At 72.1% G+C, this 19,286-nt stretch carries 13 protein-coding genes; 6 read left to right on the top strand and 7 right to left on the bottom strand.

Translation table 11 applies throughout. The annotated features are described in order from the left end of the window. Positions 1–8: 8 nt before the first annotated feature. Genes G4D83_RS39075 through G4D83_RS39055 form a run of 5 tightly spaced genes read right to left on the bottom strand, consistent with a single transcriptional unit; the run spans position 9 to position 7,773 of the window. Positions 9–2,378 (bottom strand): HEAT repeat domain-containing protein, encoded by a 2,370-nt coding sequence (locus G4D83_RS39075; protein WP_163870012.1) that lies wholly within the window; start codon positions 2,376–2,378, stop codon positions 9–11. Further along, a complete protein-coding gene (locus G4D83_RS39070; protein ID WP_163870011.1) occupies positions 2,375–4,933 on the bottom strand; it encodes a methyl-accepting chemotaxis protein in 2,559 nt (852 codons plus the stop codon). Before G4D83_RS39070 ends, G4D83_RS39075 begins: the two co-directional genes overlap by 4 nt. Further along, positions 4,914–5,360, bottom strand: coding sequence for a chemotaxis protein CheW (locus G4D83_RS39065; RefSeq protein WP_163870010.1), 447 nt, complete (start codon positions 5,358–5,360; stop codon positions 4,914–4,916). The genes G4D83_RS39070 and G4D83_RS39065 overlap by 20 nt, the downstream gene beginning before the upstream one ends. Further along, positions 5,357–7,399, bottom strand: a complete 2,043-nt coding sequence (locus G4D83_RS39060) for a chemotaxis protein CheA (RefSeq protein ID WP_163870009.1) — start codon at positions 7,397–7,399, stop codon at positions 5,357–5,359. Before G4D83_RS39060 ends, G4D83_RS39065 begins: the two co-directional genes overlap by 4 nt. After that, a complete protein-coding gene (locus G4D83_RS39055) occupies positions 7,396–7,773 on the bottom strand; it encodes a response regulator (protein ID WP_163870008.1) in 378 nt (125 codons plus the stop codon). Before G4D83_RS39055 ends, G4D83_RS39060 begins: the two co-directional genes overlap by 4 nt. Positions 7,774–8,178: 405 nt before the next feature. Here G4D83_RS39055 and G4D83_RS39050 point away from each other — a divergent pair, with 405 nt between their 5' ends. Beyond that, positions 8,179–9,933: an RCC1 domain-containing protein gene (locus G4D83_RS39050; RefSeq protein WP_163870007.1), complete on the top strand. Its 1,755-nt coding sequence runs from the start codon at positions 8,179–8,181 to the stop codon at positions 9,931–9,933. After that, entirely contained in the window at positions 9,930–11,396 is a 1,467-nt protein-coding gene (locus tag G4D83_RS39045; protein ID WP_240357071.1) for a di-heme oxidoreductase family protein, read from the top strand. The genes G4D83_RS39050 and G4D83_RS39045 overlap by 4 nt, the downstream gene beginning before the upstream one ends. Before the next feature lie 42 nt (positions 11,397–11,438). Here G4D83_RS39045 and G4D83_RS39040 read toward each other — a convergent pair whose 3' ends face one another. After that, a complete protein-coding gene (locus tag G4D83_RS39040; RefSeq protein WP_163870006.1) occupies positions 11,439–13,403 on the bottom strand; it encodes an ATP-binding protein in 1,965 nt (654 codons plus the stop codon). Between the two features lie 764 nt (positions 13,404–14,167). Here G4D83_RS39040 and G4D83_RS39035 point away from each other — a divergent pair. Beyond that, positions 14,168–14,617: a Fur family transcriptional regulator gene (locus G4D83_RS39035; RefSeq protein WP_163870005.1), complete on the top strand. Its 450-nt coding sequence runs from the start codon at positions 14,168–14,170 to the stop codon at positions 14,615–14,617. A gap of 146 nt (positions 14,618–14,763) precedes the next feature. On the opposite strand, the gene G4D83_RS39030 is transcribed toward G4D83_RS39035, so the two are convergent. Further along, entirely contained in the window at positions 14,764–16,074 is a 1,311-nt protein-coding gene (locus G4D83_RS39030; RefSeq protein ID WP_163870004.1) for a trypsin-like peptidase domain-containing protein, read from the bottom strand. Positions 16,075–16,368: 294 nt separating this feature from the next. On the opposite strand from G4D83_RS39030, the gene G4D83_RS39025 reads away from it, so the two are divergent. From G4D83_RS39025 to G4D83_RS39015, 3 genes are all read left to right on the top strand, one after another. Continuing rightward, positions 16,369–16,746, top strand: coding sequence for a response regulator (locus G4D83_RS39025; RefSeq protein WP_163870003.1), 378 nt, complete (start codon positions 16,369–16,371; stop codon positions 16,744–16,746). A gap of 135 nt (positions 16,747–16,881) precedes the next feature. Then, positions 16,882–17,451: a hypothetical protein gene (locus G4D83_RS39020; RefSeq protein ID WP_163870002.1), complete on the top strand. Its 570-nt coding sequence runs from the start codon at positions 16,882–16,884 to the stop codon at positions 17,449–17,451. Between the two features lie 191 nt (positions 17,452–17,642). Next, positions 17,643–19,208 carry a hypothetical protein gene (locus tag G4D83_RS39015; protein ID WP_240357070.1) on the top strand — a complete coding sequence of 522 codons (1,566 nt, stop codon included), beginning with the start codon at positions 17,643–17,645 and terminating at the stop codon, positions 19,206–19,208. Positions 19,209–19,286 lie beyond the last annotated feature (78 nt).

Here is a 19,286-nt window from a genome sequence, read left to right as displayed (position 1 = left end):
AGTCCTTGTCACTTCCCCAGGGCCACGAGACAGGCCCGCCGGACCTCCGGGTCCTCGTCACGCAGGGAGGCCCGCTCCAGCGCGTCGCGGGACTCCAGGGTCCCCAGCGCGCTCACCGCGGGCACGGCGGCGCGGCGGGCCGAGGCGCTGGAGGTCTCCAGGACTTGAAGGAGCGCGGCGCGCGCGTCCGCCCGACGCATGCGCGCCAGGGCCGCCACCAGCAAGGGCGCCGTCACCTCGTCCGCCACGTCCAGCGCGGTCAGCAGCCCCGGCAGCCGGCCCTCCATGGGCAGCGCCAGCGCGCTCACCACCCGCTCGCGCACCGTCATGTCCCCCAGGAGCGACACCAGGGCCTGGGTGGCGGGGACGCCCGGGCGCGTGGCCAGGAAGCCCACCGCCGCGCTGCGCACGCTGTCGTCCCTGTCACTGGCCGCGTGCAGGAGCGCGGGCAGCGTCTCCGGGGCCTCGTACTCGGCCACGGCGGACAGCGCGACCAGGCGCGTGGCGGAGTCCTCGGACGACGAGGCCTCCAGCAACACCGGCAGCGCGTCCTGGCGCCGCGCCACGCCCAACCCCAGGAGCGCGGCGCGCCGCACGTCCGCGTCGGTGCTGGCCGCCGCGCGCCGCAGCGCCGTCATCGCGCTCTCCGTGTGCATGTGCGCCAGCGCGTCCACCACCGCCACGCGCACCTGCCCCGCGTCGTCGTCCGCCAGCGCGACAATCGCGTCAGCGGCGGCCTCCTCGTTGAGCTTCCCCAGCGACTGGCACGCGTAGTAGCGCACCCACGGGTCGCGGTCGTTGAGGCCGCCGAGCAGCGTGGAGGTGATGCGCGCCTCCTTCTCCGTCTGCCCCAGCGCGCGCATGGCCGCGGCTCGCGTGCGCTCCGACTCGTGGGTGGCCGCCATCAACAGCGCGTCCACCGCGCGCGGGTCCTCGATGAAGGGCAGGCCGTAGATGGCCGCGTCGCGCAGCCGCTCGTCCGAGTCGCGCATGGCCGACAGCAGCACCTCCAGGCCTCGGGCATAGCCGAAGTAGGAGATGATGCGCAGCGCCGCGCGGCGCAGACGCGCGTCCGGAGAGCGCGCCGCCTGGAGCGCCAGGGCCTCCGTCTGCTCGCTGCCCAGGGACTGGATGGCGCCCGTGGCGGCCTGCACCACGCGCGCGTCGTCGTCGGTGAGGCGCTGGAAGAGGACGGGCACCGCGGACGTGTCGCCGATGCGAGACAGCGTGTCCGCCGCCAGCGCGCGCACGGACGCCTCCCGGTCCTCCAGACACGCCATCACCTCCGGCACGGCCGAAGCGCGGCGCCCCACCAGGGGCAGCAACACCCGGCGCCGGGCGCTGTCTCCATCCTGGAGCGCCTGGAGAATCTGCTCGTCCGCGTCCGCCCCCAGCTCCGCCAGGGCGCTCGCCGCCGCGCGCGCCACCGTCGGGTCCGGCCCGTCCAACAGCCGCAAGAGGCCCGCCGCCGCGTCCTGCCCGCCCACCCAGCCCAGGAGCCGCGCCAGCGCGGCCCGCTCCGCCGAATCCGCGCTGCTGATGGCCTGCGCCAGCCTGCGGCCCAGCATGGACAAGTCACTGCCGGAGCGCAGCGCTCCCTGCACCGCGCGCGCGCCGCCGAAGCGCTGCACCTGCGCCTCGTGGATGTCCGCCAGCGCCACCGCCGCCACGCGCACCAGCGCGTCATTGCCCCGCCGCAAGAGGCCCACCAGCGCGGGCACCGCCGCGTCCTGGCCCGTGCGGCCCAGCGCGCGCGCCGACTCCAGGGCGTAGAAGGGGTCCGCGAGCAGGCCCAGGAGCGCGGGCACCACCGACGGGTCTCCACACCGGCCCAGCACGTCGATGGCGGGGAAGATGCGGAAGAAGTTGCCGCTGCCCAGCGCCCCCAGCAGCGCGTCCACCGCCGCGCCGCCGCCAATGCGACCCAGCGCCTCGATGGCCGCCACCGCGACGTTGTCGTCCGGGTGCACGGTGAGCCGCGCCAGGAGCGGCACCGAGCGCCGGCTGCGCCGCCGCCCCAGCACCTGCGCGGCGTCACAGACGATGGCCGCGGACGGGCTGTCCGTCAGGCCCTCCAGCGACTCCTCCACCGCGCCCGTGGAGGCCACCAGCGCCTCCACCGCGGCCGCCAGCCGAGCCTCGTTGTCGCGCCGGTGGCGCAGCACGTCGCACAACGGCGGCACCGCCGGAGTGCCCAGCCGCGCGAGCGCCGACACGACGGCGCGACGCACCGCCCAGCTCGACGTGTCCAGCCCGCCCACCAGCGCTTCCAGGCTGCCCGCGCCCCTGCGCGCCAACTGCTCCACCTCCTCCACCCGCGCCCTGTCCTCCGAGGACAGGAACAAGGGAGAGGCCGTCACGGAAGTCGAATCCGTCATGTCTGTCGCTCCCGGGAGCGCGAGCCCCCCGCCTCGGGGGCCTGCGGGGCTCCACCACTCCCCAGCACACTCCCCAGCCGCTCGAGGCTCTCCACCTGCTCCGCCTGAAGCCGCGACAGGTGCGTCAGTCGCCCCGCCACCTCGCGCACCTCTCCCGCGGTGGCCGCCGACGCGCGGACCTGCTGCGCGGTGGTGGTGGTGATTTCCCTCGCCCGCACCCGCATCTCCTCCACGCCCTTCACCAGGCCCTCCATCACCTGGGTGGCCTCGCCGCTGGCGCGCGCCACCGCGGCGGTGCCCGTGGCCTGCCGCTGCGCGGAGGCCGCCAGCCCCGTCAGCACCTCCGACTGCTCGTCCAGGGCGCGCGCCGTGCCCTTCGCCACCCGCCGCACCTCGTCCGCGCCCTTCACCAGCGCGACGAGCGCCTGGGCCTGCTCGTCGGTGGCACGCGTCACGGACGACGCCAGCTTCGCCACCTGGCGGCTGGCCGTCTCACCCTGCTTGAGCGCGCGCGCCTGCTCCGACATGCCGCGCGCGGACTGGGCCACCTCCTTGCGCGTCTCCTCCATGGCGCGCGCCACCTCGGCCGCCGCCTTGGCCTGCTCGGCCAGCCCCGACAGGGTGCGCTGGGTGGTGCTCGACAGCTCCTGGGCCGCCTGCCCCATCCCCGTCACCTCCCTGCTCTGCGTCCCCACGACGGCGCTCACGCCCTGCACCAGCTGGCGCATCTGAGCGGCGCCCTTGGACAGGTCCACCGCCGCCGCCGCCTGCTCCTGCACCGCGCGGGACACCTTCTGGGCGACCTCCGCCAGCTGGCCGTTGGAGCGCACCACGTCGCGCAGCGCGCGGGCCTGTTCCGCGGTGGCCTGCGTCGTCTGCCGGGCCATGCGCCGCATCTCCGTGCCGCCCTGCGCCAGCGCCTGGGCCGCCTGCGCCTGCTCCGTCGCGGACGTGGCGATGACGCGGCCCTGCTCGCTCATCTTCGCGGTGCCCTGCGCCAGCGACTGCACCACCTGCACCTGCTCACCCGTGGCGCGGTTCACCTCGCGCACGTTCTGCCCCACGTCGTCCACGCCCTTGAGGATGGTGGACAGGGCCCGCTCCGCGTCCGACGCCAGCGCCGCGCCCTCGTCCGCGGCGCGCATGCCCTCCGCGCTCGCGCTCGCCGCCTCGCGCGCCGTCGTCTGCAGGCCCCGGACAATCTTCGCCACGTCCGAGCTGGCCGCCGCCGCGCGGTCCGCCAGGGCGCGAATCTCCTCCGCCACCACCGCGAAGCCGCGCCCGTGCTCCCCCGCGCGCGCCGCCTCGATGCTGGCGTTGAGCGACAGGAGGTTGGTGCGGTCCGCGATGAGGTTGATGGTCTGGACGATGTCGCCAATCTCCTCGGCGCGCTTGCCCATCTCCTTCATGACGCCGGAGGACTCGACGATGGATTGACGGATGCGGCTGAAGCCGGCGATGGAGCGCACCACCGTGGCGCCGCCCTCGCGGGCGATGGTGCCCACCCGGTCCGACGTCGCGCGAGCCTCCTCGCCCATCTGCGCCACCCGCCGCGTGGACACCTCCAGCTGCGAGGACGCGCTGGCGCTGGTGGCCGCCAGGGCGTTGATGGCCTCCGACGCCTTGGCCACGGACTGGGCCGAGCGCGCCAGTTGCTCAATCGTCGCCGCGTTGGCGTCCACCACGGCGGCGTTCTTCTCCGCGGTGGCGGCCACCTGCTCCACGCTGGCGGCCACCTCCTCCACGGTGGAGGCGGTGGAGGCCGCGTGCGTCTCCAGCACGCGCGCGCTCTCCGCCACGCCGCGCACGCTGCGCGCCAGCTCCTCCGCGGTGGACGCCGTCTCCTCCACGCCGGAGGACATGGTGGTGGCATCGCGGGACAAGTCGCTCAGGGACTTGCCCAGCCCCACCACCGCGCCCGTCACCAGCGTCACCCGCTCCCCCATGCCCTGGGAGTCGGTGGACAGCCGGGCGATGCCCTTGGCCATCTCCTCAATCGTCGCGCCCACCTCCTCCGCGGAGGCCGCGCCCGACTGGTTGCGCGTCACCAGGTCCGCCACGGTGGAGTTCATCTCCGTCATGGACGCGAGCAACTCCTCGCTGGAGGCGGCCAGGTCCTCCGCGTTGGCGTTGACCGTCTTCACCGAGCGCGACACCTGCTCCAGCGTGGCGGCAGTGGTGTCCGCCTCCGCCGCCAGGTGGGCGGCGTCCTTGCGCACGCCCGCCACCGACGCGCTGACCTCCTGCACGGCGCCGGCGGTGGCCTCCGCCTCCTGCTGCAGCGCGCGGGCGGAGTCGCTCACCGTGCGCTGGGAGCGCGCGAGCGACTGCGCCGCCGTGCTCGTCGCCTCGACGTGCGCGGCCACCGACTCGATGGAGGCGCGCACCTGCTCGGAGGCCGCGGCCTGCTCGTTGCCGCTGGCGGCCAGCCGCGAGGCGAGCGCCTCCGCGTCCTGCAGCAGCGTCGCGCCCTCCCGGACTCCGCGCGACAAGCGCTCGGTCAGGCCGCGCGCGTCATCCTGCCCCTGGGGGCCATTACCGTTTTCCGTCGCCATCCGGCGTCTCCTCCCCGATGACCCGGGGGAAATCGATGAGCATCACCAGCCTGGGCCCCACCTGGGCCACGGCCTTCACGAACCCCTTCGAGCCCTCCACCACCAAGGGTGGCGGCGGCTGGAACTTCGAGGGGTCCAGCTTCAAAACCTCGCGCGCGCTGTCCACCAACAGCCCCACCGTCCGCGTCCCCAGTTGCCCCACCACCACCCGCGTGTCGAGCGAGCGCTCCAGCGCGGGCAGCCCGAAGCGCCTGCGCGCGTCGACGACGGGGATGACGCGGCCCCGCACCTGGACCAGGCCCTCGACGTGCGAAGCCGCTCCTGGCACGGGCGTGGCCCCGGTGAAGGACTCCATCTGGAGGACATCCGACGCCGGCAGCACGTACTCGGCGCCATCCACCTTGAACACCACATGCAGCACGCTCATGTCGCGCGCTCCTCTCGTCCCCCGGCCCCCGGGCGGCGCGCCGCTCCCAGCGCATTCAGGTCCAGCACCAGCGTGGGCTGGCCATCCCCCAGGTCCGTGGCACCCGCCACGCCGGGCACCCGCACCAGCGGGTCCTCCAGCGGGCGCAGCACGATTTCCTGCTGACCGAGCAACCGGTCCACGCCGAACGCCACCAGGTCTCCGCGCTGCCGCACCACCAGGCCCCGCGCGGGCGTGGCGTCCACCGCCTGCGTGGAGCCCAGCAGTCGCGCCAGCGACACCAGCGACACCGCCTGGCCCCGCCGCTCCACCAGGGCCACGCCGTTCGCGCCCGCGGGCCGCACCACCCGCGTGGCCTCCACCTCGATGAGCTCCTCCACGGAGCCCACCGCCACCGCGTAGCGCAGGCCCGCGCACTCGAAGATGATGGCGTCCAGCAGGGTAATCGTCAGGGGCACGCGCAGGTGGAAGGTGGTGCCCACCCCCAGGCGCGTCTCCAGGCGCAGCTCGCCTCCGAGCTGGTCCACGACGATGCGCCGGACGATGTCCATGCCCATGCCACGCCCGCTGGTGGAGGTGACCTCCTCGCGGGTGGAGAAGCCGGGCCGGCACAGGAGCTCCAGCAGGTCATCCGAGCCCCTGGGCACCGGAGCTCGCGCGCGCCGGGCCACCGCCTCCGCGTCCACGCCCCGCCCGTCGTCGGTGATGGTGAGGTCCACCCAGCCGCTGGCGTTCGCATGGCAGCCCAGGCGCACGGTGCCCTCCAGGGGCTTGCCGGCGGCGCGGCGCTCCTCCGGAGACTCCAGCGCGTGGTCCACCGCGTTGCGCACCAGGTGCACCAGCGCGGGCAACATGCGGTCCGCCACGGCCTTGTCCAGCTCCGCGTCGCCCACGTCCAGCTCCAGCCGCACCGCCTTGCCCGTGGTGCGGCGCAGCCCGCGCACCAACAGCGGCAGCCTGTCCAGCACGTCTCCCACGCGCACCATGCGCAGGCGGAGGATGGCCGCGCGCATGTCGCGCAGCTGCCGCCCGTTCTCCTGGAGGATGGCGCGCAGCTCCCGCGTGGGTGCTCCCGCGGCGGTCAGGTCCGTCACCGCGCGCTGCAGCCGCGAGCGGTTGACGACGAGCGACGCCAGGCGCTCCAGCGCCTCGTCCAGCCGGGACACCTCCACCCGCAGCGTCCCAGTGGACCGGCGGGCCTCCTCGGGCTCCTCCAGTTCCAGCTCCGGCTCGCGCTCCGGCGCGGGCGTCCCGTCAACGGCCGGGGACACGGGTGGGGAGGACAGCGCGCGCACCTGGGCGGGCTCACCGCCCGCGGCCTCCATCAGCACGGAGTCCGAGGCCTCGGTGCTCAGCAGCAGCACGAAGGTGAGCGAGCCACCGCCGGGCGCCGGCCCCGCGAGGGGGACGACCTTGACCAGGTCCCCCAGCGCCGCCAGCCGCTCGCGCACGCTGTTGATGGTGATGCCCCGCGCGGCGCGCTCGGCGCCGGGGATGAAGTCCACGCGCACCGGGCGGCGATGGCCGGCGCCCGTCGTGAGCTGCTCGCGCTCGACGGGCGTCAGCCGGGAGGCGAGCGCGAGGCCCTCATCGAGCGTCACGGCGACGGGCCGAGCGGTGCCGGTCACGACGGAGGTGGAGACCCCCAGGGCCTCCAGTCGCTCCAGCAGCCCGGACGGCACGGGCGATGCGTCCTTGCCCGAGGCGAGCTGGCGCATGCGCTGCTCCACCGCGCGCAGCCCCTCCATCAGCGGCTCCACGCTGGACTCGGGGAGCCGCCCGCCCGCCTGGTCGGCCTGACGCAGCGACGTCTCCATCCAGTGGGAGATGGAGACGATGGGCTCCACATCCACCATGGCGGACAGGCCCTTGATGGTGTGCAGCGCGCGGAACAGCTCCCGCACGGACTTCGGATGGGCGGCGCCACGACGCGCGCTCGCCTCCACGGCCATCAAGTGGCGGTGCGCCGAGTCGAGCAGCTCCTCCACCTCCGCCAGATAGGCGGGGAGGAAGTCCGCGAGGTCCACGGAGGCCGTCAAACCGGCTTCTCTTCCAACAGGCCCCGCGCCTCCGCGAGGATGGCATCGGGCGTGAAGGGCTTGGTCATGAAGCGGTTGGCGCCGACGGACAGGGCCCGGGTGCGCGACGCCTCGTCTCCACGCGTCGTGACGATGATGATGGGCAGCGCGCGCAGCCGGTCCTGGCTCCGCACGAACTCCACCACCTCGATGCCGCCGATGTCCGGCATGTTCAGGTCCAGCACCAGCAGGTCGTACGGGCTCAGCGACAGGCGCTCGATGGCCTCCAGCCCGCTGGACGCATGGGTGAAGTTCAGGCCCGGGTAGGGCCTGAGGCAGGCCACCACCATGTCCCGCATCACCTTGCTGTCATCGACGACGAGCACCTCTGGCATGAATTCCCCTGGCGACGTGCGCCGAACCTAGAGCGATTCCCCGGCCTGCATAGAGAACGTCTCGGCGTCCTCCCCGCCACCTTCCGGTGGAGGACAATCGTACGTTGGGACAGGGACCGGCAGTGGGAGGGCTCGGCCGCCTCCCCGTGCTGCTGGTGCGAGTGTCCCACACCTCCCAGGTCCCCGGTCACAAAACCCAGGGCCCGCCGAGCCCGTGGAGAAGGACCCGCCCTGACGCCTGGAGCGCTTCCCGGGCTTTCCCGCGCACGCTTCTCCCTCGGGGAATCCATGGGGGCACCCGCCGAAATGAGCCCTCCGTCGCTTGCGCGCCCGGAGCCGCGAGCGGTATGAGGCCGGGCGCTTTTCTGACTCTGCAAATCAATCTCAACAATTCAGGAGTTCCCCATGAAGTCCCGTGCCTGTGTCCTGGCGCTCGTGGCCCTCTGGCTCGCCGCGTGCGGGTCCGACGTGGAGTCGACGCCCGGTGTCCCCGTCTCGCCGTATCTGCTGGTGACGTCCCACGCTTCGGGTGAGACCACCGGAGAGCCCGTGGTCCGGCTGACCGGCCAGGTGAGCGCGCCGGGCAAGCTGGCCGGGCTGACGGCGCGGCTGAACGACGGCGCGGCCCAGGCGGTGGAAGTCACCGAGAAGACGGCCACGTCGGGCGTCTTCACGGTGGAGCTGACCCTGCCCGAGGGCGACAACGAGGTGCGGCTGGAGGCGGTGGATCAGACTGGCGGGACGAGCGCGCGGGTGATGCACCTGCGCTACGCCGAGGCGCCCAAGGTCCAGGTCCTGTCCCCGGACGAGGGGCTGTCGCTCACCGTGCGCCGGGTGCGCGTGGACGCGGTGGCCACGGACAACGCGGCGGTGACGCAGCTCTCGTACACGCTCAACGGGGGCGAGGAGCAGCAGCTCACGCCGTCCGCCACGGCCGAGGGCACGCTCTCCTTCGAGGTCGCTCCCCGCCCCGGTGCCAACCAGGTGGTGGTGCGCGCGCGGGATGCCCAGGGCAACACGGGCGAGAAGACGGTGACGTTCCACTTCGGCGGGCTGGCCTCGGCGGGCGGCCTGCACAGCGGCACGGTGCGCGGAGGCCGCGTCTACACGTGGGGCCGCAACAACCGGGGGCAACTGGGCCTGGGCGCGGACGTGACGACGGACCAGACGCAGCCCCGCGCGGTGCCAGGCCTGGAGTCCGCCACCTCCATCGCCTTCAACCAGAACTTCGCCACGGCGCTGGCGGCGGATGGCACGGTGTGGACGTGGGGTGAGAACTCGGACGGCCAGCTCGGCATGGGCACGCCGCCGGTGGACGGTGCGCCCCACACGCTCGACGTCACCCCGCGCTACGCGGCGACGCGGGTGCCCGGCCTGACGGGCGCCGTCTCCGTGGCGCCCGGCTTCCGCCACACGCTGGTGCTGATGGAGGACGGCACGGTGCGCGCGTTCGGCAACAACACGAACGGCCAGTTGGGCGACGGCACGGCGGTGGCGAAGGACTACCCCGTCGTCGTGCAGGGCCTGACGGACGTGGTGAAGGTGATGGGCGGCTCCATGCACTCGGTGGCCCTCAAGCGCGACGGCACCGTCTGGGTGTGGGGCCGCAACGACTACGGCAACCTGGGCAACGGCGTCGCCGACACGCAGAACCACCCGCTTCCCAGCCAGGTGCCGAACCTGGCGGACGTGGTGGACATCGCCAACGGCCGAGACCACATCCTCGCGGTGCACGCGGACGGCACGGTGTCCTCCTGGGGCCTGGGCGTCAGCGGACAGTTGGGCGACGGCTCGGTGGGCACCAACGTGGAGAGCGCCACGCCCGTGAAGGTGCTCAACGTCACCACCGCGCGCGCCGTCTTCGCCAACGGCAACTACAGCTTCGCGCGGCTCGCGGACGGCTCGCTGATGGGCTGGGGGCAGAACTTCAACGGCCAGCTCGGCCTGGGAATCACCGAGGCCACGCACCCGGTGCCCACGGCGTCCTCGTCGCAGGTCGCCCCCCTGTCCTCCATGGGCATGGGCGCCACCCACGTCATCGCCGTGCGCGCGGACGGCTCCGTCTTCGCCTGGGGTTGGAATCTCAACGGCTCGCTCGGCCCCGATGGCATCATCGACCGCTGGTCCTATACCGACCCCATCCCGGTGCCCCTGCCGTGAAACAACCCGCCGCGCCTGTCCTCCTCCTGATGGCCCTGCTCGGCGTCGCGGCCTGCGACGGCGACCCCAAGGCCCTCACCCCGCCTCCCACGGAGCCCGAGCCCGAAGTGCCCGAGCCCGAGCAGCCCGAGCAACCCCGCTTCGACGTGGTGGAGACAGGAGAGGACAGGCCCGGCGGTGACACCAGCGTCAATGACTCCGGCGCCGCCGCCTTCACGCGGCCGGCGGGGAACCTGTCGCTTTCGCGGCGCGCGGAGTTCTTCGTGGGGGAGTCCGTCTTCGAGGCCAACTGGGTGGCCTCTCCCAACAACACCAACCCCGAGCGCGACGGGCTGGGCCCCGTCTTCCACTCCGTCTCCTGCCTGGCCTGTCACCTGGGCAATGGCCGGGGGCGGCCTCCAGAAGGAGGCGAGGTCGCCGACACGCTGCTGGTGCGCCTGTCGGTGCCCGGCAAGGACACGCACGGTGGGCCCATGCCGGAGCCCACCTATGGCGACCAGCTCCAGCCCCGAGGCGTCGGCGCCGTGCCCGCCGAGGGACAGGTGCGCGTGGCGTGGACCGACGTGCCGGGGACGTTCGTGGACGGAGAGGCGTACACGCTCCAGTCCCCGGAGCTGCTCTTGACGGACCTGGCCTTTGGTCCGCTGTCGCCCGACACGCGCACGTCCGCGCGGGTGGCGCAGCCCATGGTGGGCCTGGGCCTGCTGGCGGCGGTGGACGAAGCGACGTGGCTTTCCTGGGCGGACCCGCACGATTCGAATGACGACGGCATCTCCGGCCGGCCCAACCGCGTGTGGAACCACCTGCTGGGCCGCGAGGTGCAAGGCCGCTTCGGCTGGAAGGCGAACCAGCCGGACATCGAACACCAGAACGCGGCGGCGCTCCTGGGCGACCTCGGCCTCACCACCACGCTGTTCCCGACGGAGAACTGCACGCTGGCGCAGGCCGCATGCGGGGCCGCGCCCCACGGCGGTGTGCCCGAGGTGAGTGAGCGGCAGCGGGTGGCGCTCGACTTCTATTCGCACACCGTGGCGGTGCCCACTCGCGCGGGCGTGGACGCGGCCCCTGTCCTGCGTGGCAAGGCCGTCTTCCACCGCGTGGGCTGCGCGAAGTGCCACCGGCCATCCGTCACCACCGGCACGCTCGCCGGCTACCCGGAGCTGTCCAACCAACTCATCTGGCCCTACTCGGACCTGCTGCTGCATGACCTGGGCGAGGCGCTGGCCGACGGGCGCGAGGACTTCCTCGCCTCCGGCCGCGAGTGGCGCACCGCGCCCTTGTGGGGCCTGGGCCGCGCGCGGGCGGTGAGCGGACACTCTCGCCTGCTGCACGACGGTCGGGCGCGCACGCCCCTGGAGGCCATCCTCTGGCACGGCGGAGAGGCCGAGTCCGCGAGAGAGGCCGTGCGCGCGCTGGCGAAGGCGGAGCGCGACGCGCTCGTGACCTTCCTCGACTCGCTCTGAGGAGGCCGGGCGCGCGCGGTGGGGGCCCTCCAGCGGCTGAAGTCAGGCGCGCGCGGTGGGGGGACCTTCCAGCGGCAGGCGGACACGGAACGTGGAGCCCTCGCCGGGCGTGCTGGCCACGGACACCTCGCCGCCGTGCGCCTCCACGATTCGGCGCAGCCGGTACAACCCCAGGCCCAGCCCGCCGTAGTGGCGCACCGGCACCGCGCGCTCGAAGCGGCGGAACAGGCCCTCCACCCGCTCCGGGGCGATGCCGATGCCATGGTCCCTCACCCACAGCGTCGCCGTGTCCTCCTCGCGCTCCAGCGCGACCTCCACGGGCCTGCCGGGGCCGAACTTCATCGCGTTGGACAACAGATGGGACACCACCTGCCCCAGCCGCGCGCCGTCCCAGCGGCCCCGCGTGGGTGACAGCGGCCCGAGCACCAGCTCACAGCCCGCGCGCGCCGCGGCCGACTCCGAGCGCGACACCACGTCACGCACCACCACCGACAGGTCCACGACGTCCAGGTGCAGGTGCGGCGGCCCGCCCTGGAACTGGGACACGTCCAGGAGCGACTCCACCAGGTCCGACATCCGCTGCACCTGCCGGTCCGCGGCCTCCAGCGCGCGCTCCAGCCGGGGAATGGCCTGGGCCACGCCCAGCACCCGCAGCGCCCCCTGCGCGCCCTGCACCCTCAGCCGCAGCGCGGCCAGCGGCGTGCGCAGCTCGTGCGCCGCCACGCTGAGGAAGTCGTCGCGCGCGCGCACCGCCTCGCGCGCCTCGCGGTACAGCCGCAGCTGCTCCGTCACGTCGCCGATGATGCCCGCCATGCGCACCGGCTGGCCCTGGGCGTCGCGTGACGCCTTCCCGCGACTCACGCAGGAGCGGTAGCCCCCCGTCGCGTGCCGCAGCCGGAAGGACACGTCGTACGGCGCGCCCCGCTCCAGGTGCTCGGTGAGCGCGGCCAGCACGCCCGCCCGGTCCTCCGGATGCAACAACTCCACGAAGGCGTCATACGTGCCCGCGAAGGCCTCCGGCGTCAGCCCCAGCATCTCCAGGAGGCGTGGGCTCCAGTAGAGCGAGCCCCGCCGCAGGTCCCAGTCCCAGAAGCCGTCGTAGGAGCCGTTCACCACCCGCCGGAAGCGCTCCTCGCTCTCGCGCGTGCCACGCTCCGCCTGCTCCAACAGGCCCACCCGCCGCTCCAACTGCCGCACCACCCGATACAGGTGGTCCTCGGTGGCCAGCTCTCCTCCTGGCACCAGCGGCGCGGGGCCCCCCGCCTTGAGCGCGCGCAGGAGTGTGCCCACCAGCGCGTCCCCGTCCTGCGTGCTCCGCACGAAGCCGTTGGCCCCCACGTTGTGCGCCATGCGCAGGTCCAGTTCGTCCGGCGCCAGCGTGTGCGTGAGGATGAGCGGCACGCGCGACAGCCGGGGGTCCTGCCGCAGCGCCAGGCACAGCTTGTAGCCATCCAGGCGCGGCATCAGCGCGTCCGCCAGCACCACGTCCGGCCGCCGCCGCCGCGCCACCTCCAGCGCCTGCTGGCCATCCGACGCGGACACCACCTGGAAGCGCAGCGGCACCAGCAGCAACTGCAACAACTTGCGCGACACCGGGTCGTCATCCGCCACCAGCACCAGCGGCCGGCGCGTACCCGGCTCCTGCTCCGGCAGCGCCTGCCTCACCCCCTCCACCAGCCCCGACAGCGTCAACGGCCGCCACAAGAAGCCCGTCAGCGGCAGCGAGCGCCGACGCACCACCTCCTCCTCGGCGGGGAAGGCCAGCACGTACAGCCCCACCGCCGTCGCCTCCACCGCCCGGCGCAACGCGGCCAGGCCCTCCTGTCCCGCGGCCAGCAGCCCGGCGGCGGCAATCACCAGCAACACCGGCTGCGCCTGGAGCAGCGAGGCGGCCGCCCCCACGTCCGCCAACGCGACGACCTGCCAGCCCTGGCTCTCCAGCGCGAGCACCTGGAGCTCCCGGGCGACGCTGGGTTCTTCGATGAGCAGCAGGCTGGGCTTCGTCACGGCGAGGGGGACCCGGAGACACGAGCAACAGGGCCATCCCAGCACCCCGAGGAGCGAAAAGGCGCAAGTGTGTGCACTCGTCGCAGTGAGTCAAGGTACCCGTGTCCAAGTGTTGGCCGGGCAAACACCCGCCTCGCCCCCCGAGCGGCCCACGGCGCCCTCCCTTCCCCGCCCCGGCGCGCGAACTCCGCGACAAAAACACCTTGGATGCTTTTACAACACAGATACGACAACCAACCTGACGCCACCGCCCCTCCCTCCTTCCCTGGCCTCGTGCCCATGCCCATGCCGACCGGACTCGCCCCTGACGCAGTGCCCGAGCCGGGCCGCACGCGGCGCGAACCCTGGCGCATCCGGCACCGCGTCACCGGTGACTCATGAGTTGCACCTGCACCCGGGACTCACACGACTTCCTGTTTCTGATTCAACCGCCTGGCCCCCTCCATGACGCGCGGTGCCGACTGTCATCCTTGAGACATCCGGAGGGCGCTTCGAGACATCCTGAGAGCGGTTCGCCCGAGCGGTGTGGCCACCTGGAACCTGGCGGGGTCCAGGAGCGTCCAGAACAAGGGCCGTGGAAGCCAGGAAGCGCGGACAGTCGTTCCGCACAAGGATTGCACCAGTATCCTGGACTCCCGGTTGTTGTTTCCGTATCAGGGAGTCTGGGGGGACCCGGCGGGCAAGCCACTCCAGTCCTCGACATCGAACGTCGCAACACGGTCGAGATGAAAGTGTCCCGCAGATCGGTTATGCGAAAAGATATCATGGGAGCCAAACGAATCGCCGTGCAGCCGAAGCTCGCTGATTTCCAGGAGAGGATCCGCGCGTCGGGTCTTCGCAGCACCGCGCCCCGCGTGGCGGTGCTTCGCGAGCTGGAGTCCGCCACCGCGCCAATGAGCCACGCCGACCTGGTGGATGCGCTGGGTGACGAGGGCTATGACCGGGTGACCATCTACCGCAACCTGACGGACCTCACCGAGGCCGGCCTGGTGGTGCGCGCGGACCTGGGAGACCACGTGTGGCGCTTCGAGCTGCGACGCTCGGGCGACGAGCACAGCGGCAACCACCCGCACTTCACCTGCACCGACTGCGGCACGGTGGCCTGCCTGCCGGAGGAGTCCATCCGCATCGCGTCCTCCAAGGGCGTGCCCCGCGCGGTGGCCCAGAAGAGCGTGGACGTGCAGTTGCGCGGCGTCTGCGACCGCTGCGCCTGAAGTCTCCCGGGCGCTCCCGGGCCGAGCGCCTGGCCGCCGCGAGGTGAAGACGGCCCGGGCCCTTGGGTTCACGCAAGCAGAGGGCCCGAGCGCATCGCTGGACGCGGGAGTCAGTCTCCTCCCGCGCCCGGTGAATCCGGCGGCGACTACTGGATGGTGTAGGCCACGGTGCCGCTGCACGAGTTGCTGGAGTAGCAACCGGCGCGCATCGTGTACGTGCCCGCCGTCGGGGCCGTGTACGAGACGAAGGACAGCAGGCTGCACGAGTCGTCGTTGCTCGCCACGGACGTGCCGGCCGAGTTGGTCAGGCGCAGGTACGTGTCACCCGAGCCGGAGGCGCCGGGCAGCGTGCAGGTGCCGAACTGGAGCGTCTGCCCCGCGGCCAGCGTCACCGTCTTGTCCGTGGTGTTCACCGTCGCGTTGGCGGTGTTGGTCGCGGTGAAGGCGAACGTCGTGGTGGGCGGGGGGTTGGTGGTGCCGCACAGCCGCAGGCTGCCGGCCACGTTGCAGTACGCGTTCACCGCCGGGCGCACGTAGGTGATGTCCTCGCCGCGGCAGCCCGTCTCCGTGCAGGTGTTGACGATGCGGCAGCTCCCGCTGGTGACGTAGTCCGTCTCGCCGCGCACCAGGATGCCCGCCACGGTGTAGCCGGTGTTCTCGTACACGCCGGAGCCGGAGTTGCCGCCGAACGTGTCGGTGGTGGCGACGAAGTAGTCCAGCGTCCCGGCGCGCGCGTCACGCACGGAGCCGCCGTCGTCAATCTTGAAGGGGATGCCGCTGCCGGAGCCGATGACCGTCACCCTGGAACCCACCGCCAGCGCGGCGTTGCCGGCGCGGATGGGCGCGGGCTCGAAGCGCGGCGTGGCGGCGCGGTCCAGCTTGATGATGGCGTAGTCCAGGTTGGGCGTGCCGGACGTCTGCTGGCGCACGACGATGGACGTGCACGAGAAGATGTCCGCGGACGTCACCGTCTGCATCCCCGTGGCGGACGTGCGGTAGAAGTTGAAGACGACGCGCGTGCTGCTGCACGCGGACGCGCTGGTGATGCAGTGGCCCGCCGTCAGCACCAGGTCATCGTCGATGAGCGTGCCCGAGCAGAACGCCGGCGTCAGGTCGCTCAGGAAGCGCTGGTTGGAGCACAGGCCGTACGCCGAGCCCAGCGTGGGCGCGTTGAACGTGACAGTGCCGTTGGAGCCCACCGTGTAGTCGGACGGGCTCATCAGCGCCACGGTGGACTTCTCCGCCCGCTGCCGCAGCGTCGCATTCGCGTGCGCGTAGACATCCGTGCGGTTGTCAGTGCCGTAGACCACCGGCTGCTCGGTGGTGCCCGTCGGCGCCGTCTCCTGGCCCGCCTCGGGCTTGCCCGCCTCCGGCGCCGGCCCACAGGCCATGACGGACACCGTACACAGCAACGACGCGAACAGCTTCCCTGCTCCACTTCGACCAATGGTGTGCATGAAGACAGCTCCCAGGATTGAGCGCCCGCCGAGGGGACGGGCAGCCGGGCGCATCTTCAACCCAACCCGTAATACGAGCAAACCAGCACAGGTTCATATTTCGTGTAACTTGAATTAACGCAACTCCATTACAATTCTGGACAATGGGAGCGCGGTCCTGGGGCAAGCGGGCCGTCGGGTGGTGAGCACTGAATGACCCAGATCGCCAGCGAAGCGCTTCCGCCTGGACGGTGGCGGCCCCATCGTTGGCGTGGTGTGGGAGCGAGTCCGCCCCGGACCAGGGTGGGAGGACCGGTGCAAGCGCTTCAGACACTGCTCGTCGTGGACGACGATTTGGATATCCGCGACGCGCTCCAGGACGCGTTCGAGCTGGAGGGCTACTCGGTGCTGCTCGCCGCGGACGGCCTGGAGGCGCTCGCGCACCTGCGACAGCAGGGCTCGCGGCCGCACCTCATCCTGTTGGACTTGATGATGCCGAGGATGGACGGCTTCGCCTTTCGCGAGGCGCTGCGCCATGACACCTCGCTGTCGGACATCCCCGTCGTCGTGGCGAGCGCGGACCTGCACCTCGAGGCCGCCGCGAAGGAGCTCGACGTGGCGGGGTGTCTGCGCAAGCCGCTGGACTTGAACGAGCTGCTGTCCACGGTGAAGCGCCTGAGCCACGCCGGCTGAACCCCGCCCGCCCGCTCGCATGCTCTCCGGGCGAGGTGACGTGGTGGCGCCCCGGACAGGTTGGCGAAAGGGGGGCAGCCTCCCCACCCTTGCTCCCAGAAGTCATTCATCCGACCTCAAGGGAGAGGGAACCCCATGAAGAAGCTCATCGCCACGTTCGCGCTGTGCATTGGCTCCGCTGCGTTCGCCCAGAGCGAGCCCTCCGAGCAACCTTCGCAAAACCAGGTTCCGGGCTCCGGGGCGCGCATCCAGACGGGCGTGGACGCCACCGATGTGGGCCGCGGCATCAACGGCGCCACGAAGGAGGCCGAAAAGGTCCCCGGCGTGGACAACACCTTCAAGAAGGCGCACTCGCTGAACATCAAGGGCACCGTGAAGAAGGCGGGCAACGACAGCGTGGACCTGACGCGCAAGTACCTGCCGGACGCCAAGCTGGAGGTGAAGCCCCAGACGGTGGTGATGCTGGACGGCAAGAAGGTGCGGGCCGACCAGCTCCCCGAGGGCGCGGAGGTGAACGCCCGCTTCCAGCTCAGCGGTGACGACATCGTCGCCGTGGAGCTGCGCGCCAAGAGCCCCAAGGGCGAGAAGGCCACGGGCGGCTCCGGCACCACCGACGCCGCGAAGGACGAGGCCAAGAAGGCCTCCGACAAGGCGGACCAGACCAGCGATGACATGAAGAAGGAAGTGGACGACGCCACCCACTGACGTCTCGCGCGTCACCCAGCCGACAGGCTCCCAGGCCCGCTTCCCTCACGGGGGGCGGGCCTGGTCATTTCCGGCGACACGTCGATGCCGCGCCTTGCCCACGGTGGGCAGCGCGCTTCCCTCTTTCGCCCGCATGTCCCCGCGCCGAGCCCGGTACGCCGCTTGCTCCACACCGGGGACGGGAGGATTCGGTGATTCGACGACTGTTGGGCGCGTGTGTCGGTGTGGCGTTGGTGATGGCGGCGGGAGCCTGCGACAGTTCGAAGGAGACGGGGCCGAAGGACGACGGTGGCGACATCCAGTCACCCTCGGACGATGGCGGCACGGACGACGGGGGACCTGGAGACGGCGGCACGGACCCCATTCCCGGCGACGGCGGCACCGACCCCCTTCCCGGTGACGGCGGCACGGACCCTCTTCCCGGCGATGGCGGCACGGACCCCATTCCGGACGGCGGCACGCAGCCCACGACGCCCGAGGGCCCGTGGCCCACGGACGCGCTGACGAACTACAGCGCGAAGTACGACATCCCCAAGGTCCGCTCGGTGGGCGTGGATGCGGCGCACAACATCTGGGTGCTCAACGGCAGCCAGATTGGCGTGCTGCGCGCGGGTACGGACCGGGTGCTGTGGACCCGCCAGCCCATTGGCCAGGCGAGCCTGGGCCTGGGCCCGGAGGCGGACAAGCTCGCCACCAACTCCACCGTCATCTGCGGCGGCAAGGCGGGCGAGGCCTACGTGGGCTACATGACGAACGACGTCATCACCCAGGGCCAGCGCATCCCCGGACGCGGCGAGCCGGACTTCACGGAGCTGCACTACTTCGAGTTCCAGAAGGGCGATTTGGACGTGGTGGGGGTGAACGGCGAGGGCACCGACGTGGTGCTGCGCGAGCACCTCTACCGCTCCGCGGGCAGCAGCCGCCCCAGCCGCAACGAGCCGCTGGGCATCCGCAACAGCAACGACTACCACTACGACGAGGACCGCTCCGTCTACTCGTGCGCTCGGGTCATGCGCGGCGCGTACGAGGGTGAGGTCTACATCGGCACGAACCACGGCGTGACGCGCATCCGGGGCTACGAGTACAGCAGCCACCGTCACCCGACGTACATGTTCGTGACGACGGACCCGAACACGGGGGCAACGAAGCGCTCGCAGCGCGCGGGCTACACCTTCGGGCTGGGGCTCTCCCAGGAGGGCCACGTGCTCATCGCCAACGACTTCAAGATTGGCATCATCCCGCCCAACGCGGCGCTGGAGTGGTGGGACTCCGAGGAGCGCAAGCCGGACATGCCCGCCTCGGTGGAGCCCGCCGTCTACTCGCTCAACACCTTCGTGGACCCCGTCAGCCCGGGCCCCGAGGACAACCGCGACGTGGAGGCGCCCCACAACTTCTGGCGCGGCTTCCAGCAGACCAAGGACGGCCTCTACTACGTGGCCAGCCTCCGCCAGGGCCTGTGGCAGTTCACCGGGACGCCCCAGCGCGGCAATCCGAAGAAGCTCAGCGACACCCACTACGTCCGCATCGAAGGCGCCAACACCAACGACTACACCTCGCTCGCGGCCACCGACGACGGCTCGCTCTTCGTCGGCACGGCGTACAGCGGCCTGTGGCGCCTGACGCCGGACAAGCAGATGGAGAAGGTGACGGGCGTCAGCGGCGGCGAAGTGCAGCAGCTCGTCTATGACCCTCGCGTGACGCCTTCCGCGCTGTATGTCCTGATTGACGGGCGGCTGTTCGTGCTGCGCGGGTACTGACCCACCCGAGCCGCTCGCGCTTCGAGCCGATTCGACGGGCGCCTCGCCTCCGGACCTCCGGAAGGGGGGCGCCCGTCC

It is taken from the genome of Myxococcus eversor (genome assembly GCF_010894455.1).
GTDB classification, from domain to species: Bacteria; Myxococcota; Myxococcia; order Myxococcales; family Myxococcaceae; genus Myxococcus; species Myxococcus eversor.
Note: the sequence above shows the minus strand (reverse complement) of the source record. Positions and strands in the feature narration are given on the sequence as shown.

Excerpts from the sequence above, each read along its gene's own strand:
- G4D83_RS39075 (WP_163870012.1), bottom strand. The coding sequence starts at position 2,378 with ATGACGGATTCGACTTCCGTGACGGCCTCTCCCTTGTTCCTGTCCTCG.
- G4D83_RS39070 (WP_163870011.1), bottom strand. The coding sequence starts at position 4,933 with ATGGCGACGGAAAACGGTAATGGCCCCCAGGGGCAGGATGACGCGCGC.
- G4D83_RS39065 (WP_163870010.1), bottom strand. The coding sequence starts at position 5,360 with ATGAGCGTGCTGCATGTGGTGTTCAAGGTGGATGGCGCCGAGTACGTG.
- G4D83_RS39055 (WP_163870008.1), bottom strand. The coding sequence starts at position 7,773 with ATGCCAGAGGTGCTCGTCGTCGATGACAGCAAGGTGATGCGGGACATG.
- G4D83_RS39050 (WP_163870007.1), top strand. The coding sequence starts at position 8,179 with ATGAAGTCCCGTGCCTGTGTCCTGGCGCTCGTGGCCCTCTGGCTCGCC.
- G4D83_RS39035 (WP_163870005.1), top strand. The coding sequence starts at position 14,168 with ATGGGAGCCAAACGAATCGCCGTGCAGCCGAAGCTCGCTGATTTCCAG.
- G4D83_RS39030 (WP_163870004.1), bottom strand. The coding sequence starts at position 16,074 with ATGCACACCATTGGTCGAAGTGGAGCAGGGAAGCTGTTCGCGTCGTTG.
- G4D83_RS39020 (WP_163870002.1), top strand. The coding sequence starts at position 16,882 with ATGAAGAAGCTCATCGCCACGTTCGCGCTGTGCATTGGCTCCGCTGCG.